This is a genomic window from Streptomyces sp. NPDC014864 (genome assembly GCF_043081525.1).
GTDB lineage: Bacteria > Actinomycetota > Actinomycetes > Streptomycetales > Streptomycetaceae > Streptomyces.
Map to the genome: position 1 here is coordinate 161,115 of NZ_JBIBWT010000010.1, position 15,323 is coordinate 176,437.

The 15,323-nt window shown below is 71.3% G+C and carries 15 protein-coding genes; 3 read left to right on the plus strand and 12 right to left on the minus strand.

The window, feature by feature from the left end; genetic code table 11:
- Positions 1–128: 128 nt before the first annotated feature.
- Both ACF1A5_RS20005 and ACF1A5_RS20010 read right to left on the minus strand, forming a co-directional pair.
- Complete coding sequence (locus ACF1A5_RS20005; RefSeq protein WP_392194190.1) at positions 129–1,535, minus strand: NAD(P)/FAD-dependent oxidoreductase; 1,407 nt, start codon at positions 1,533–1,535, stop codon at positions 129–131.
- A 9-nt stretch (positions 1,536–1,544) separates the two neighbouring features.
- Positions 1,545–2,210: a rhomboid-like protein gene (locus ACF1A5_RS20010; RefSeq protein WP_392194191.1), complete on the minus strand. Its 666-nt coding sequence runs from the start codon at positions 2,208–2,210 to the stop codon at positions 1,545–1,547.
- Between the two features lie 158 nt (positions 2,211–2,368).
- On the opposite strand from ACF1A5_RS20010, the gene ACF1A5_RS20015 reads away from it, so the two are divergent.
- Together ACF1A5_RS20015 and ACF1A5_RS20020 are read left to right on the plus strand one after the other, a co-directional pair.
- Positions 2,369–3,472 carry a nitrous oxide reductase family maturation protein NosD gene (locus tag ACF1A5_RS20015; protein WP_392194192.1) on the plus strand — a complete coding sequence of 368 codons (1,104 nt, stop codon included), beginning with the start codon at positions 2,369–2,371 and terminating at the stop codon, positions 3,470–3,472.
- Positions 3,473–3,527: 55 nt separating this feature from the next.
- Positions 3,528–4,556 carry a methyltransferase gene (locus tag ACF1A5_RS20020; RefSeq protein ID WP_392194193.1) on the plus strand — a complete coding sequence of 343 codons (1,029 nt, stop codon included), beginning with the start codon at positions 3,528–3,530 and terminating at the stop codon, positions 4,554–4,556.
- Positions 4,557–4,658: 102 nt separating this feature from the next.
- Here the strand turns inward: ACF1A5_RS20020 and ACF1A5_RS20025 are convergent, their stop codons facing one another.
- The 7 genes from ACF1A5_RS20025 to ACF1A5_RS20055 form a co-directional block, all read right to left on the minus strand.
- The gene (locus tag ACF1A5_RS20025; RefSeq protein WP_356186285.1) at positions 4,659–4,982 is read right to left on the minus strand and encodes a TcmI family type II polyketide cyclase; all 324 of its coding nucleotides are present in this window, start codon (positions 4,980–4,982) and stop codon (positions 4,659–4,661) included.
- 20 nt (positions 4,983–5,002) lie between these two features.
- On the minus strand, positions 5,003–5,485 hold the full coding sequence (locus tag ACF1A5_RS20030) for an SRPBCC family protein (protein WP_392194194.1): 483 nt from the start codon (positions 5,483–5,485) through the stop codon (positions 5,003–5,005).
- A gap of 1 nt (position 5,486) precedes the next feature.
- Positions 5,487–5,744, minus strand: a complete 258-nt coding sequence (locus tag ACF1A5_RS20035; RefSeq protein WP_392194195.1) for an acyl carrier protein — start codon at positions 5,742–5,744, stop codon at positions 5,487–5,489.
- 91 nt (positions 5,745–5,835) lie between these two features.
- Entirely contained in the window at positions 5,836–7,077 is a 1,242-nt protein-coding gene (locus ACF1A5_RS20040; protein WP_392194196.1) for a beta-ketoacyl synthase N-terminal-like domain-containing protein, read from the minus strand.
- A 12-nt stretch (positions 7,078–7,089) separates the two neighbouring features.
- Positions 7,090–8,343 (minus strand): beta-ketoacyl-[acyl-carrier-protein] synthase family protein, encoded by a 1,254-nt coding sequence (locus tag ACF1A5_RS20045; RefSeq protein WP_392194197.1) that lies wholly within the window; start codon positions 8,341–8,343, stop codon positions 7,090–7,092.
- Positions 8,340–8,786, minus strand: coding sequence for a cupin domain-containing protein (locus ACF1A5_RS20050; RefSeq protein WP_392194198.1), 447 nt, complete (start codon positions 8,784–8,786; stop codon positions 8,340–8,342). Before ACF1A5_RS20050 ends, ACF1A5_RS20045 begins: the two co-directional genes overlap by 4 nt.
- Positions 8,787–8,835: 49 nt before the next feature.
- Complete coding sequence (locus tag ACF1A5_RS20055; protein WP_392194199.1) at positions 8,836–9,957, minus strand: SchA/CurD-like domain-containing protein; 1,122 nt, start codon at positions 9,955–9,957, stop codon at positions 8,836–8,838.
- Positions 9,958–10,185: 228 nt separating this feature from the next.
- Here ACF1A5_RS20055 and ACF1A5_RS20060 point away from each other — a divergent pair, with 228 nt between their 5' ends.
- The gene (locus tag ACF1A5_RS20060) at positions 10,186–12,063 is read left to right on the plus strand and encodes an FAD-dependent oxidoreductase (protein ID WP_392194200.1); all 1,878 of its coding nucleotides are present in this window, start codon (positions 10,186–10,188) and stop codon (positions 12,061–12,063) included.
- Between the two features lie 257 nt (positions 12,064–12,320).
- Here the strand turns inward: ACF1A5_RS20060 and ACF1A5_RS20065 are convergent, their stop codons facing one another.
- From ACF1A5_RS20065 to ACF1A5_RS20075, 3 genes are all read right to left on the minus strand, one after another.
- Positions 12,321–13,355 carry a protein NO VEIN domain-containing protein gene (locus ACF1A5_RS20065; RefSeq protein WP_392194201.1) on the minus strand — a complete coding sequence of 345 codons (1,035 nt, stop codon included), beginning with the start codon at positions 13,353–13,355 and terminating at the stop codon, positions 12,321–12,323.
- A 269-nt stretch (positions 13,356–13,624) separates the two neighbouring features.
- Complete coding sequence (locus tag ACF1A5_RS20070) at positions 13,625–14,641, minus strand: HNH endonuclease (RefSeq protein WP_392194202.1); 1,017 nt, start codon at positions 14,639–14,641, stop codon at positions 13,625–13,627.
- On the minus strand, positions 14,638–15,189 hold the full coding sequence (locus ACF1A5_RS20075; protein ID WP_392194305.1) for a class I SAM-dependent methyltransferase: 552 nt from the start codon (positions 15,187–15,189) through the stop codon (positions 14,638–14,640). Before ACF1A5_RS20075 ends, ACF1A5_RS20070 begins: the two co-directional genes overlap by 4 nt.
- Positions 15,190–15,323 lie beyond the last annotated feature (134 nt).

The window sequence follows — 15,323 nt, forward strand, 5'->3', positions numbered from 1 at the left end:
AGTGCCCTCCCCTGGGAGCCGTGGCGTACATGACACAGTCGGCAGACAGCTTCGAGGGAATGGGCGTGACGGGAGACGTCCGTGCGGGCAATCAGAGCGTAAAGTTTCGGCCGTGGCATGAAGGGCCGTCAGTGACGCCCGGCCACCCGGTCGGCCAGCCGGGCGAGCCTCGACGACCGCGCGCTGGGGGTGAGCAGTTCACGCCGGTCGGCGGTGCGGTAGGTGGCGTACATGCCCTGCACACCGAGCCAGCGCAGCGGCTCCGGCTCCCACTTGCGGACCTTGTGGCCGACCCAGGGCAGGCCGGTCAGCTCGGTGGGGCCCGACTGCCCGGAGTCCAGCTGGACCAGGTCCCGCAGGGTGCGGGCGGCGAGGTTGGCGGTGGCGACGCCGGAGCCGACGTAGCCGCCCGCCCAGCCCAGGCCGGTCGCGCGGTCCAGGGTGACGGTCGCGCACCAGTCGCGCGGCACGCCGAGGACCCCCGACCACGCGTGCTCGATCCGCACCCCGGCCAGCGCGGGGAAGAAGCCGACCAGGATCTCCCGGAGCGCCTCGACCGTCGCCTCCTGGGTGCGGCCGTCGTGGTCGGTGCGCGAACCGAAGCGGTACGGCACCCCGCGCCCGCCGAGCGCGATGCGGCCGTCGGCGGTGCGCTGGGCGTACATGTAGGCGTGCGCCATGTCGCCGAGGGTCTCGCGGCCCGCCCAGCCCACCGCCGCCCACTGCTCGTCCGTGAGCGGCTCCGTCGCGATCATCGAGGAGTTCATGGGCAGCCAGGTGCGCCTCTGCCCCTTGAGCGAGGCGGTGAAGCCCTCGGTGCAGCGCAGAACGTAGGGCGCGCGGACGGTGCCGTAGGGGGTGACCGCGTGCTTCGGGCGGATCTCCGTCACCGGCGTCGACTCGTGCAGGGTGACGCCGAGCGCCTCCGCCGCCGCGGCGAGGCCCTTGACCAGCTTCCCCGGATGCAGGCGGGCCCCGTGCGGGGTCCAGGTGGCGCCGACGGCACCGGCGACGCGGACGCGCTCGGCGGTCTCGCGGGCTCCGTACAGCTCGCGGTCCTTCTCGCCGTACGACAGCTCGTGCTCGTGGAAGGCCTTCAGACGGGCCAACTGGGCCGGTGTCCGCGCCACTTCCAGGACGCCGCCGCGGTGCACGCCGGCGTCGACGCCCTCCTCGGCGGCGGCGCGGATCACCTCGTCCACGGTGTCGTTCATCGCCCGCTGGAGCCGTACGGCGGCCTCGTGGCCGTGCAGCCTCGCGTACCGGTCGCGCCCCGCGACGCCGTTGTAGAGCCAGCCGCCGTTGCGGCCGGAGGCGCCGTAGCCGCAGAACCGCTGCTCCAGGACGGTGATCCGCAGGAAGGGCGCCGCCTTCTTGAGGTAGTACGCGGTCCACAGTCCCGTGTACCCGCCGCCGACGATCACCACGTCGGCGCTCGCGTCACCGGTGAGCGGCTCCCGCACCGCCGGGAGGCCGTCGTCCGCGAACCAGAAGGAGATGCCGCCGTTGACGGGGCCGTGTGCCGCGCTGCTCATGGCCGGACGTTAACGCCTGAGGACGGCCAGTGTCTCCTTCGGATTCCATGCTCTTCCGCCGCCCTTGACCAGCGGATGGCAGCCCAGCCCGATCAGCACGGCGGTGACGTGCCCCAGATCGGTGAAGGTGCGCCCGATCAGCAGCGGCACCCCGTAGCCGGCCAGCACCACGGCCGCGTACAGGTACCGCCAGGGCGTGGTGATCCGGTACGTCAGCACGCCCATCACCCCCGCCAGGGCGTAACTCACGCCCACGTCCAGGGTGTTCACGGCGCCCACCGGCGCCACGCCGCCGCGGACCGCCCACAGCAGCGCGCCCTCGCTGATCAGCGTGGCCAGGGCGTGCGCCGCCACGCACACCAGCAGCCAGCGCAGGGTGCCCAGCCAGCGCTCGGCCTGCGCGTGGAAGACCGTGTAGAGCGCCGCGTACGGCAGCCAGTGGCCGCTGTCGATCCACATGGCACTGGCGACCAGCACCCGCACCGGATTGTTCGACAGCTCGCGGATGTTGGTCGAGCGCTGCCGCAGGAACTGGTCCTCGAACTCGGGCGGCATGTGGTGCAGCGCGACGGTGGTGACGAACAGGATCAGCAGCCACACGTACGTCCCCGGGGCGCTGCGGACGTACCGCGCCACGGCCCCGGCCCCACGCCGTATCCGGACGAACCCGTTCATGGTGCGAGTGTCGCCGGGCCCGGCCGGCCGTGGTCGCGGCGCCCTGAGGGGCCACGGCGGCCGGGGGACGGCGGGCGCACCGGGCCCCGCGGGCATGACACGCCGCCGTACGGCCCATCTCGGGATGCATCGGGTCGTAGGGTCATAGCGTACAGAATATGACGAAACGCCATATTGCTTACCTCGCCAGCGTCGCGGCGCTGCTCGGGGCCGGAGTCGGGGCCGCCCCGCCGATCAGCGTCCCCCGGGTCCACGTGGTGCACCCGGGGCAGTCGATCCAGAAAGCGGTGAACGCCGCGCAACCGGGCGACACCGTGCTGGTGTACCCCGGCACCTACCACGAGAGCGTCAAGGTGACCACGCGGGGCCTGACCCTGCGCGGCATGGGCCGGCTCACCGTCATCGAGCCGGTCGCCAAGAAGGCCGTGCCGAGCGGCCGCAAGGGTGTCAAGGGCACGCGGGCGGCGGCCAAGAGCTGCGCCGAGCTGGGCAACGGCATCTGCGTGGTCGGGGCGAAGGGCCACCCCCTCAAGAACGTCACCATCACCTCCCTGACCGTGCGGGGCTTCGCCCGGACCGGCGTGATGGCCGTGGGCACCGACCGGCTGACCGTGCGGAAGGTGACCGCCGAGAAGAACGGGCAGTGGGGCATCGCCGAGGAGCGCGCCACCCGCAGCCTGTACTGGCAGAACACAGCCCGCAACAACGGCGACGCGGGACTGTTCCTCGCCAACACGATCACCGCCGAGCAGGGCGCCAAGGACGCGCGGGGCACGGTGGTCGACCACAACCTGCTGACCGGCAACCGGATCGGCGTCACCGTCCGGCGCCTGCGCAACGTCGCCGTCACGGGCAACCGCGTCTCCGGCAACTGCGCCGGGCTGTTCCTCGTCGGCGACGAGAACAAGCCGAAGGCCGGCCTGCTGAACGTGTCCGGCAACCGCGTGGTCCAGAACAACAAGTACTGCCCCAAGACCACCCGGCTGGCCTTCCTGCAGGGTTCGGGCATCGTCCTGACCGGCACCGAGCACGTCACGGTGGCGCGCAACCTGGTCGCCGGCAACACGGGCAGGTCCCCGCTGTCGGGTGGCGTGGTGCTCTTCAAGAGCTTCGTGGGAGCCTCCAACGAGCGGAACCGGATCAGCGAGAACCTGCTGGCCGGAAACGCCCCGGCGGACCTCGTCAACCAGGAGGTCGCCCGCAGCCGCAACACCTTCCAGGACAACCTCTGCCGGACCTCCAGGCCCGCGGGGCTGTGCTGACGGACCCTCCCCACCCGTTCCCGGCATCAGCGTTCAGAAGGAAGGAAGGCGGCACATGACGACCACACCCCAGGCCCCTCCGCCGTCCATGCGGCTCAGGGAGCTCGCGTTCGGGGCGGCGTGTGCCGCCGCCCTCCGCGCGGCGGCCCGGCTCGGGGTCGCCGACGCACTCGGCGACCGCCCCATGGCCGTGACGGACCTCGCGGCCGCGGTGAAGACCGAGCCCAAGCCGCTGCGGCGGCTGTTGCGCGCCCTGGCCTGCTACGGCGTCTTCGCCGAGCGGCAGGACGGCACCTTCGAGCACACCGACATGTCCCGGCTGCTGCGCGAGGACGACCCGCACAGCCTGCGCTACATCACGCTCTGGTGCACCGAGGCGTGGACCTGGGACGCCTGGCCCAGGCTGGACGAGGCGGTGCGCACCGGCCGCAACGTCGTGGAGGACCTCTACGGCAAGGAGTTCTTCGTCTACCTCAACGAGGACGCCCCCGAGTCGGCCGACGTCTTCAACCGGGCCATGACGACCTCCAGCAGGCAGTCCGCGCAGGACGTCGCCGACCTGCTGGACCTGTCCGGGGCCTCCTCGGTGGCCGACATCGGCGGCGGCCAGGGGCACGTGGTGGCGAGCCTGCTGGAGAAGTACCCGGCCATGCACGGCACCCTGCTCGACCTGCCGCGCGTGGTGGAGAACGCCGACCCCCGGCTGCGCCCGGGCGGCTCCCTCGCCGGCCGGGTGCGCATCGTGCCCGGCGACTGCCGCGAGGCCATCCCGGTCACGGCCGACGTCTACATCATCAAGAACATCCTGGAGTGGGACGACGACAGCACCGCCCGGTGCCTGCGCAACGTCATCGAGGCGGGCGGCCCCAAGGCACGTGTCGTGGTCATCGAGAACCTCGTCGACGACACCCCCTCCATGCGGTTCAGCACCGCCATGGACCTGCTGCTGCTGATGAACGTCGGCGGGGCCAAGCACACGACCGAGAGCATGGTCGGCCGGCTCGAGGCCGCGGGCCTGGTCATCGACGACATCAGCCCGGTCAACCCCTACCTGCACGCGTTCGACTGCACCGTGCCCGGGTGACCGGCGGCACGGAGCACGCACACCGGTCGCCGGGCCCGCGACGCTGCGGGCCCGGCGACCGGTGTGTGCCCGTCTGTCCGGCAGACGGTCGGGGCGGACGGCTCAGTCGCGCTCCCAGACGTAGAAGCGGCGCGCCATGGCGTCCTTCGGCGACCGCCACGTCTCCGGGTCGTAGGCGCTGACGTACGCCGACAGCCGCTCGCTGATGCCCCGGAACTCGGGGTGCCCGGCGACCTTGGCGATCGCGGGAGCGGGATCCCGGTCGGCCTCGACGAGATGCATGTACACATCGCCGAACTGGAAGAGGCTGCGCCGGGTGACGCCGACGAGGTGCGGCAGCTCCCCCCGGTCGGACTCCTCGAAGATCCTGGCGATGTCCGGGGCCGATCCCGGGGCCATCCGGGCGACGATCAGTCCTTGGTGCATGGGCCTGTCCTCCGTCCGGCTCAGTCGGTGCTCAGGGCCGGCTCGCCACGGTGGCCCGCGGCGGCCTTCTCGATCCTGTCGCGGATCAGGGCCATCTGGATCTTGGAGTTCCGGTTGATGTTGTCGGTCATCCACTCGTCGTCGACCGGGGCGTCCGGCTTCATCGCGAAGTCCTGCGTCCACACCATCCGGGTGCCGGCCGGGACCTCCTCGTACCGCCAGTGGATGTCCATGTGGTCGAAGGGGCCGGTCTCGACGCGGCGGGCGCGGACGGTGAGCGTGTCACGGTCGGGCTCGCGCTCGGAGACCCAGCTCCAGACGGTGCCGTTCTCGTCGGGGTGCATGGTCAGCCGGAAGGTGCACTTGTTCCCCTCCCGGGACAGGATCTCGGCGGAGGCGTACTCGCTGAACAGCTGCGGCCACCTCTCCACGTCGTTGGTCATGTCCCAGACCAGGTCCACCGGCGCGGCGATGGTGATCTCGTTCTGCGTGTGTCCGGCCATGTCAGGCTCCTGCCAGGAAGGCGCTGTTGACGAGGGCGAGGAACTCCCGCGCGGTCCTGCAGCGCTCCGCGTCGGGAGGCATCGGCGTGCCGTGCCGGTTCTCCAGCTCGCCGACGATGCCGAGCAGGCCCAGGGAGTCGATGCCGAACTCCTCGAAGGCGGTGTCGGTACGGTCCCGGAGTTCCTGCGGGCCGACGGTGATTCCGGCGGCCGTCTTCATGAGCTCGGACAGTTCTTCCACGGTGATGCGGTCACTCATGCGGATCCTCTCCTTGTCGGTCCCGGTGGCCTCGCGGGGAGGCGCCGGTTTCTCGGACTCGTTCGCCTGCCGGGCGGCACGGCCCCTCGGCTCAGCCGGCGCCGTGCCGCAGCACCAGCGCCGAGTTCGACCCCATGAGGCCCCGGCTGAGGACCAGCGCGGTGCGCAACTCGGCGGGGCGGGCCCGGACGGTCACCAGGTCGAGGTCGTGGCAGACGTCGAAGACATTGGGGGTGGGCGGGATCAGTCCGTGCTCCATCGCCAGCACGGCCGCCGCCGCGTCCAGCACGGGCGCGGCGCAGTAGCCCCGGCCGGTGCCGGTCTTCGGTGCCGTCACCGGCACGCGCCGGCCGCGGGCACCGAGAGCGTCGGCGATCGCGAGCGCCTCGGCCCGGTCCGCCTCCGGGACCCCGAGGGCGTCCGCGAAGACGACGTCCACCTCCTCCGGAGCGCAGCCGGCCTCGGCCAGCGCACCCCGGACGGCCTCGGCGAGCCCCTGCCGGGACAGGTCCCAGCGGGAGGCGCCCGTGAAGGTCGCCGCATGACCGGCGACGAAGGCGCGTACGGGCACGCCCCGCTCCCGGGCCACGGCCGCCTCCTCCACGACGAGCATCGCGCCGCCCTCGGCGGGCACGAACCCCGAGGCCGCGTCGGTGAACGGCCGGTAGGCGCGCGCCGGGTCCTCCACCCGGCTCAGCTCCGGGTAACCGAGCTGGCAGACCATCGAGTACGGCGCGAGCGGCGCCTCGGTGGAACCCGCCACGATCACGTCGGTGCCCCGCCGCACGGCCCGCGCCGCGTGGGCGAGGGCGTCCAGCCCGCCGGCCTCGTCGGCGGCGACCACCGAGCAAGGGCCCTTGAACCCGCGCCGGATGGAGATCTGACCGGTGCTGGCCGCGTAGAACCAGGCGATGGACTGCCACGGCCCGACGAAGCGGCTGCCCCGGCCCCACAGTTTCTGCAGTTCCCGCTGGCCGAACTCGCCGCCGCCGGACCCGGCCGCGGTGACCACGCCCGCGGAGAACGGGGACTCCCCGGTCTCGGCCCGGCTGAGCCGGGCGTCCTCCAGGGCCAGGTCGGCCGCGGCCATCGCGAAGTGCGTGAAGCGGTCGGTCTGGACGAGGTAGCGCTCCTCGACGGCCCCGGCCGGCTCGAAGGCGCGGACCTCGCCGGCCACCTTCAGCGGAAGGTGCTCGCAGCCCTCCCGGGTGACGCGGTCGAGGACGTTCAGGCCCTCCTGGGTGGACTTCCAGAAGGTCTCGGTGCTCGTTCCGTTGGGCGCGACGACACCGATTCCGGTGACGGCCGCGCGCCGCTCATGCGGTGCACTCATCGTGTCCTCTCCCTACGGCCGGGTCAGGATCACCGCGGACTGGAAGCCGCCGAAGCCGCTGCCCACGGAGAGCACGCTGGACAGCTTCCGTTCACGGGCCACCCGCGGGACGTAGTCCAGGTCGCACTCGGGGTCGGGGGTCTGGTAGTTCGCGGTCGGCGGGACCACCTGGTGGGCCAGGGCCAGCACGCAGGCCACCACCTCGATCGCCCCGATCGCCCCGAGGGAGTGCCCCACCATCGACTTGATGGAGCTCATGGGGGTGTCGTAGGCGTGATGGCCCAGCGCCCGCTTGACCGCGGCGGTCTCATGACGGTCGTTCTGCCGGGTGCCGGAGCCGTGCGCGTTGACGTAGTCGATGGCGGAGCCGTCCAGCCGGGCGTGGTCGAGCGCGGTCTCGATGGCCCGCGCCATCTCCAGGCCCTCACTGGTCAGGCCGGTCATGTGGTAGGCGTTGCCGAAGGTGGCGTAGCCGCTGAGCTCGCAGTACACGTGCGCACCGCGGGCCCGGGCGTGCTCCAGCTCCTCGAGGACGAGCACCGCGCCGCCCTCGCCCATGACGAACCCGTCACGCTCGTTGTCGAAGGGACGGGAGGCGTGGGCGGGATCGTCGTTGTTGGGGGAGGTGGCCTTGATCGCGTCGAAGCAGGCCATGGTGATCGGGGAGATGGGCGAGTCCGAGGCACCCGCCACGCAGATGTCCGCCCGGCCCTCCTCCACGGTGTGCAGGGCGTAGCCGACCGCGTCGAGCCCGGAGGTGCAGCCCGTCGAGACGGTCTGCACCGGACCGCGCGCCCCGAACCGCTCCGCCACCGTCGAGGCGAGGGTGCTGGGCGAGAACGCGCGGTGCAGGTACGGCCGCGCGCGGCGGTGGTCCACGTCCCAGTTCTCACCGCCCTGGCTGACCAGGACGTAGTCGTTCTCCAGGCGGGTGGTGCCGCCGACCGCCGTGCCCAGGGACACCCCGACCCGCCAGGGGTTCTCCGCGGCGAGGTCGAGCCCGGAGTCCCGTACCGCCTCCGCCCCGGCGGCCAGCGCGAACTGGATGTAGCGGTCGCAGCGCGCGACCTGCTCCTCGTCCAGTCCGCAGGCCACCGGGTCGAAGTCGCACTCCGCGGCGATCCGGGAACGCAGGCCCGCCGGGTCGAAGAAGGTGATGCCCCGCGTCGCGGTCCGCCCGTCCGACAGCAGTCCCCAGAAAGCCGGGGCACCGATGCCGCCCGGTGCCACCACACCTATCCCGGTGACCGCGACACGCCTGGTCATGACCGGACCTCTGCCGCGCCGGCCTCCCCCTCGACGGCGGCCGCGGCCGGAACGGTCTCGGTGCCCTCCGTGTCGACGTGACCGAGCTGCGGACGCGGGGCCAGCGGCCCGAGGTGGAAGACGATACGGGCCTCCACGTCGCCGACGTTGCGGAAGCGGTGCCGCATGTAGGCGGGGATCATCAGCCCCTGCTCCGGCTTGAGCGGGTGCGGATCGCCGTCCAGGTCGACCTCCAGGTCGCCGCAGACGACGTACACGAACTCCTCGGAGTACGGGTGGTAGTGCTCGCCGATGCGGTCGCCGGGCTGCACGATGGCCACACCCATGAAGCCGCTGGTGGAGCCGACCGTCGCCGGAGTGAGCATGGCGCGCAGATCGCCTCCGCGCTTGGTGTTGGGCTCGGCTTCGTCGAGGTTCACGATCCTGGGCCGGGGTTTGATCACGTCGTTCCTCCGATGGTGTGGTGCGGTCGACAGCCTCGGGGGCCGCCCGTCAGGACTCCGGCGCGGACCGGCGGTCGGTGATGAGGTCCATCCGGGCGAGGGTGAGCAGGTGCGCGACGTCGTCGCCCCGTGCAGCGCCGTCGGCAAGGGTCGTCAGCTCGGCCACCTGCGCGGGGTCCAGACCCAGGGCGGCGGCGGGGTCGGCGTCGAAGCCCTCCCGCACGTCGACCAGACGCACCACGACGTCGTCGCGTTCGTAGACCGTGCTGCGCAGGACCGGCCCGTGCGGGTCCTCGGCGGCGCGGTCGTCGTGCTGGGAGAGCAGCTCGGCCAGCCGCATGCCGAGCCCCGGCCGCGCCTGGTAGTACAGGGCGTGCCGCTCGACCTCGGCCGCGTCGTCCGCGGTGACGTGGTGCACGGCCGGCAGCGCCGCCCGGGTGAAGAACACCCGTGCGGACTCCTGGTCGTTGAGGTCGCGGTGCTCCTCCAGGAAGGGGTTGATGGCCTCCTCCACGGCACGCACCTCGGGCTGCCGGGCGACGTGGCGCAGCGCGGCCAGCAGGTCGCCGCGCACCTCGATGGCCCGTACGACCCGGTTGCCGCGCATGAACAGCGAGGTGCGGCACAGCCGGGTGGTGTCGTCGACCCGCGCCTCGGGCGAGGCGTAGTTCGAGAGGATCTTCGCGACCTTCTGCTCGCTGCCCGGCTTCACCGTGAAGGTGAGCGCGTGCCGGATCACGCCGTCACCGATGCGCGGGGAGGTCTGCAGCCGCCGCTCGGTCCCCCCGGCCTCGCCGCCGGTCTCCCGGACGATGTGGAAGCGCAGCGAGCGGGTGTCGCGGATGCAGCTGTGCATCGGCTGCACCATCTGCACGTGCTCCTCGCTGTTCACCCAGGCGAGGAACGGCGGGGCGCTCTCCCACTCGCTGGTGATCAGCCACTGGGACGGGTTCTCGATCGACTGGCACAGCTGGTCGCTGACATGGCCCGGAACGGACGAGACCTGCTTGCCCATCTGCTCGTAGGCCTCCAGGAACTGCTGCTGAGCGCCGTCGTAGACGTCGACCAGCAGCACGACCCGGAGCCGGGATCCGTCGAACACCGACTGGGAGACCCGCTTCGCGGCCTGTCGCAGCGGTGGTTCTGAGGCTCGTTCAGACGTAGTGGTCATCCTGCGCACGTCTCCTTCGGGGGGCAGCGGAGTCAGAGGGACGTCGGCCGTGTGTGACGCGACGTCAGCATCTCGATCCTGAGCCCGTCGCGATCGGTGCGCGACTCGTATGAACCACGCGGGTGATCACACGGGTGATTGGGCGCGCACATGCACGCGGACCGGCTCCCCAGAGGGCATGGAACCTGCGATGCGCCCCGCTCCCGCACCCCTGCCCTGGAGGCATCGATGCACCAAGAAGCCGACCACCGGGTTCCCGTCCTCATCGTGGGCGGCTCCCTGGTGGGCCTGTCCACGTCGCTGTTCCTGGGCCGCCTCGGCGTGCCACACCTGCTGGTCGAACGCCACTCCGGAACCTCCATCCACCCGCGCGGCCGCGGCAACAACGTGCGGACGATGGAGCTGTTCCGGGTGGCCGGCATCGAGCCGGACATCAAGACGGCGGCCTCGCTCCTCGCCGACAACCACGGCATCCTGCAGACCCCCACCCTGGTCGGCGACGCCGGGGAATGGCTGTTCAAGCACATCGACCCCGGTGGCGGGATGGCGCGGTTCAGTCCCACCGGCTGGTGCCTGTGCAGCCAGAACGACCTGGAGCCCGTCCTGCTCGAAGGCGCCCGCGCCCTCGGCGGCGATCTGCGCTACTCCCACGAACTGGAGTCCTTCGAGCAGGACCGCGACGGAGTGAGGGCCGTCGTCCGGGACCGGGCGGCGGACGAGCGCTACACGGTCCGCGCCGACTACCTCGTCGCGGCGGACGGGCCGCGCAGCCCGGTCCGGAACCGGCTCGGCATCGGCCAGACCGGGCCCGGTGAACTCTTCGCCAACGTCAGCCTCACCTTCCGCTCCAAACTGCTCGCCGACGTGGTCGGCGACCGCCGCTTCATCTGCTGCTACCTCACCGACCCCGAGGCCGACGGCGCCCTGCTGCCCGTCGACAACAAGGAGCACTGGGTCTTCCACGCCCCCTGGCACCCCGAACGCGGCGAGGAGCTGGAGGAGTTCACCGAGGAGCGGTGCGCCCGGCACATCCGCCGCGCCGTCGGCGTGCCCGACCTCGACGTGGAGATCACCGGCAAGGCGTCCTGGCGCGCGGCCGAGCGGGTCGCCGACCGGTACGCGGCCGGCCGGGTGTTCCTGGCCGGCGACTCCGCCCACGAGATGTCCCCGACCGGGGCGTTCGGCTCCAACACCGGCATCCAGGACGCGCACAACCTGGCCTGGAAGCTGGCCGCCGTGATGCAGGGCTGGGCCGGACCCGGCCTGCTGGAGACCTACGACACCGAGCGCCGCCCGGTCGCCCGGGCCACCAGCGCCCGCGCCTCGGCCCGCTCCGTGGAGCACAGCCACCCCGGCTTCGCCCCCGCCCCCGGCGTCGGCGGCGGGCCGCGCGGCGGCATCCTCAACGTCGTCCTCGGCTACCGCTACCCGCAGGGCGCCGTCGTGGGCGCCGACCCGGCGCAGGAGGCCGTACCGGAGAACCTGCGGCTGACCGGGGAGCCCGGCAGCCGGGCCCCCCACCTGTGGCTGCGCCGCTTCGGGCAGCGGGTCTCCACGCTCGACCTGTACGAGCGCTCCATGGTGCTGCTCAGCGACGCCCAGGGCACGGGCGGCTGGCACGAGGCGGCCCGGCGCATCGCCGCGGAGGACGGCGTGGCGCTGCAGAGCTATCGGATCGGCACGGGTGCCGACGCCGACCTGACGTACGACCCGACGGCCCCGAACGAGGCCGCTGGGCGGCCGGGCGGCGCACCGGGGCGCGGGGCCGGGGCCGGGAGCAGGCCGGGCGGAGAGAGCGGGTCCGGGAGCAGGCCGGGCGGCGCGGGTCGGCCTGGGGCCGGCGAGGGCGCAGGCAGGCCCGGCGGGGCACCGGGGTCCCCGGGCAGGCCCGGCGGCGCGCCCGGCGGCGCACCCGGCGGCGCGGGTGGGCCGGGAGCCGACGGCGGGGACCAGGCGCCCGACTGGGCGCGGGTCCACGGCACGACGGCCGACGGGGCGGTCCTGGTGCGGCCCGACGGCTTCGTGGCCTGGCGGGCGCCGGGCGCGACCCCGGACCCGGAGGCGACCCTGCGCTCGGTCCTGCGGGCGGTGCTCAGGACCGACTGACCCGCGGAAAGGGGCACACACGGCCAAGGCCACCCGCACCGGACGGTGCGGGTGGCCTTGGTGTGGGGAGCCCCCTGTCGGATTCGAACCGACGACCTACGCATTACAAGTTGTGCGATCTTGGTCCACGGGCGTCCGCCGCCATTCGTCGCGCTGCTTACACCCCTGGTCAGACGGTCTGCCGGACTTGAACGGATGCGGACGGACCACCTTGGAGTCACTGGCGAACGAGACCACGACTGAGACCGCAGGGCCGACTAAACAGATGGTCGACCCCCGTGACCTCCTGCCGGCAGCGGGTAGCGGTAAGCGGTGGCTACAAGCTCGCCTCGCGCTGGCGACCAGTCGCTCCACGAACGCCAACGTCCCCCATGACAGCGGAGGTCGTCACCGAGTTCGATCTGATCTATCACCACCAGGCAGGTAGGGATGCCTTCAGCGTGGCGAACCTCCCCCTCGGTCAGGTCGATTACCTCGCGGGCGGTGGTGCTGCCCTTCACCTCTACGTGAACCTCGGCGCCGTTCTTGCGCGCGGTGATGTCCCACGGCGAATGAGCACCTACGTCCTCCGCCTCGTAGCCGTGTGAGCGGTAGTGGCTGAGGACGAGGTCCATCGCGTACCGCTCGACGGCCTGTCGCCGTTGTACGTCACGCTGCCGACCGTAGCCGGTTGCCTTGCAGGGATTGGGTAGCGAAGCGGGCGACAAGTCAGGGACTTCCGACTCGTGGGGCTCTGACACGGCCGTCTGGCGCAACGCCCGCAGCTCGGGGAGAAATTCGACTAGTGCTCGCGGGAGCTTGGTCAGGTAGCCCTGAGCAGCACGAAGAGGCCGCGTACCTGACAACGCAAAAGGGAAGTAGAGCGGTCCTGCAACGGCTTCCGTCAGGTGATCCCGCAGAGCTCGGATTGTAGCCTCGATCTCACGAAGGCGCGCCTGAGTTACGGGGTGCTTCAACTCTCGATATCCGCCAAGGGGAGCTTCCCAAGCGGGCTCCGGACCGGACGCGCTCCGCTGCCGACCGTAGGTCCCCCGGCTCTGCCAGACGATCGTGGAGGCAAAGGCCTCACCCCGAGCGTGGGAGTACCCCACAACACCAGGACCGTGGTTCTTGTCCCAGTGCAGTACAAGATCACCGGGCCGTACCTCACGTACGAGCGCATAGGACCAGTACGGCTCGCCCCGATCGTTCACTTGGGGCGCAAGCAGGTTGGTGCCGATGTCCTCGCGGTTCGTGATCTCCAGCCAGTAACGCTCGTTCGGATCGCGTCCCCACCACTTGTTTATGGCCATGCCCCCCCTGACTCTCAACTCCGGGCTGCCGATGATCCTGTCAGGTCTAGTGGCTCCAGTGGTTCGGACGTGCACCTCTCTCAGAGCGGTCGGGGAGGCGACCTCTTCGTCCCGACCTCTCGGTTGAATGGTCATTAAGGACTGGTGGGCTGGTCAGCCAGCCATCGAGGGCTGTTGATGGTTGTCTGTGGTCGCGGTGGTTGCTGTACTTCACTGCTGTACTTCACTGCACTTGTCCTCGGCGCGCGATGGAGCAGTCCATGACGTGTTCAGTCGCAGACGGCCTGCACTTGGCGCAGGAAGTACGGCCACTGTCCGGGGCCGCCGCTGTATCCCGCGCTCCCAAGAGTGAGCTGCAGGGTCTTTTTGAGCGGGTGGGGGGACTGCAGGATCGCCTCGTTGCGCTGGGCGAGGCGGTGGAGTTCATCAGGCGTGGGGAGCCGGTCGCTCTTGGCGGTGTTGCACGTCTCGTGAGCTGGGGCGAGGTTCCAGATGACGTCCAGATCGGGGCCATGCCAGCCGGACACGTTGCCGAAGCGTCGCATCAGCGAGTGGGGAAAGACGTGATCGACGGCGGTCCTTTCCTCAGGAGTGATGGGTGCGGAACAGCTCAGGCACCTACCGTGCTGGAAGCCGATCAGGGCGTCGGCCACCCCGGTGACCGAGCGGCGGCGGTGCTTGTCGGTGAGCTTCAGCGTGGCCCAGTCCACCGCGACGCCCTCGGCAACGAGGCTACGGCCGACGCCGGCGGCGAAGGAACTCTCGACGATGTTCCACCGTGCACCTAACTCGGTGCGCAGTCCGGCGGCCTGCTCGGACCGGGCGACCTGGCACAGGTCGGGGGTCAGGCGCACGATCCGCTTGCGCGGGCTGCCGGCCAGCTTGTAGAAGCGATGGGCTACCTCGGTGGAGCCGCCGCCCAGGTTGTGGAACTTCTGCATCACCATCCCGGGCATGGACCGCACCGCGGCATGGAGGAGCCGCTCGGTGGGCCGACCCGACTTGGTGGACGCCTCAGCCTCCTGCCGGGCCACGGTCAGGAAGTCAGAATCGCCCAGCGGGGACCCGGACGGTGCCTGGGGTGCTTCGGCCAGATGCACGACCAAACCCATGGCGTAGAGCACGGCAAGTTCGTCCAGCGTCACCTCGGTCCGGTCCTGAGCGGCGCACGCCAGCAGGGCGGAGCCGAGAGCGAACTTGTAGGTGCGGCTATTTGCGCCCATCAGCACAGCCAGGCGCCAGGAGGTCCGAGGACTCGGCTCGACTCGGTAGAACTCCACCGTCATCCCGTCCTCCCCACGTCGACATGGCCCTGCGCACGGAAGACCAGCGTGCTCCAGTGCACATCCGCCCGGCTCAACCGGTCCGGCCCCCCGCCGCGGTGCACTGCAACCAACCCGAATCGCTCGGCCAGGGCGACGGTCTCCGCCGCGGACACCGCGAACATCCGCCGCCCTGCCGGGGGCGGACCATGCCGCAGCGATGCGGCCACACACCCTCCAGGCGCGGTCAGCTCGGCCACCCGCCGCATGCCCTCGGCGCGCTCCTGCTCGTCCAGATGCATCCACACCGCGGACAGCAGCACCAGGTCAAAGGGCCCACACAGACCGGTCAGCGCGGGCAGAGCGTCATCGACCCACGCAACCGCCACATCAGCGTGAAGACGTTGCGCAATCCGCCGCAGCTCCGGGGCGGGCTCCACCGCCACCACCTCGTACCCGCGCGCAGCCAGCGCAGCAGCATCCCGGCCGCTGCCGGCACCGATGTCGACCGCCCGGCCCGCAGCGGACGGCAACCACGACAGGAGATCCCCGTGCACGTCCTCGAACGCCATCCCTTCGTACTGCCGAGCCAATGCCTCGGCATCCTCTCCGTAGCCCTCGATTCCCGGCGGACGAGCCACGCCTCTAACACCTCCTCTCAGCTCAACCAACCAACCCTGTACGTCGGGCACCACGGCAACCAAGC

Coding starts and splice junctions, on each gene's coding strand:
- ACF1A5_RS20005 (WP_392194190.1), bottom strand. CDS start 1,535: ATGAGCAGCGCGGCACACGGCCCCGTCAACGGCGGCATCTCCTTCTGG.
- ACF1A5_RS20010 (WP_392194191.1), bottom strand. CDS start 2,210: ATGAACGGGTTCGTCCGGATACGGCGTGGGGCCGGGGCCGTGGCGCGG.
- ACF1A5_RS20015 (WP_392194192.1), top strand. CDS start 2,369: ATGACGAAACGCCATATTGCTTACCTCGCCAGCGTCGCGGCGCTGCTC.
- ACF1A5_RS20020 (WP_392194193.1), top strand. CDS start 3,528: ATGACGACCACACCCCAGGCCCCTCCGCCGTCCATGCGGCTCAGGGAG.
- ACF1A5_RS20025 (WP_356186285.1), bottom strand. CDS start 4,982: ATGCACCAAGGACTGATCGTCGCCCGGATGGCCCCGGGATCGGCCCCG.
- ACF1A5_RS20030 (WP_392194194.1), bottom strand. CDS start 5,485: ATGGCCGGACACACGCAGAACGAGATCACCATCGCCGCGCCGGTGGAC.
- ACF1A5_RS20035 (WP_392194195.1), bottom strand. CDS start 5,744: ATGAGTGACCGCATCACCGTGGAAGAACTGTCCGAGCTCATGAAGACG.
- ACF1A5_RS20040 (WP_392194196.1), bottom strand. CDS start 7,077: ATGAGTGCACCGCATGAGCGGCGCGCGGCCGTCACCGGAATCGGTGTC.
- ACF1A5_RS20045 (WP_392194197.1), bottom strand. CDS start 8,343: ATGACCAGGCGTGTCGCGGTCACCGGGATAGGTGTGGTGGCACCGGGC.
- ACF1A5_RS20055 (WP_392194199.1), bottom strand. CDS start 9,957: ATGACCACTACGTCTGAACGAGCCTCAGAACCACCGCTGCGACAGGCC.
- ACF1A5_RS20060 (WP_392194200.1), top strand. CDS start 10,186: ATGCACCAAGAAGCCGACCACCGGGTTCCCGTCCTCATCGTGGGCGGC.
- ACF1A5_RS20065 (WP_392194201.1), bottom strand. CDS start 13,355: ATGGCCATAAACAAGTGGTGGGGACGCGATCCGAACGAGCGTTACTGG.
- ACF1A5_RS20070 (WP_392194202.1), bottom strand. CDS start 14,641: ATGACGGTGGAGTTCTACCGAGTCGAGCCGAGTCCTCGGACCTCCTGG.
- ACF1A5_RS20075 (WP_392194305.1), bottom strand. CDS start 15,189: ATGGCGTTCGAGGACGTGCACGGGGATCTCCTGTCGTGGTTGCCGTCC.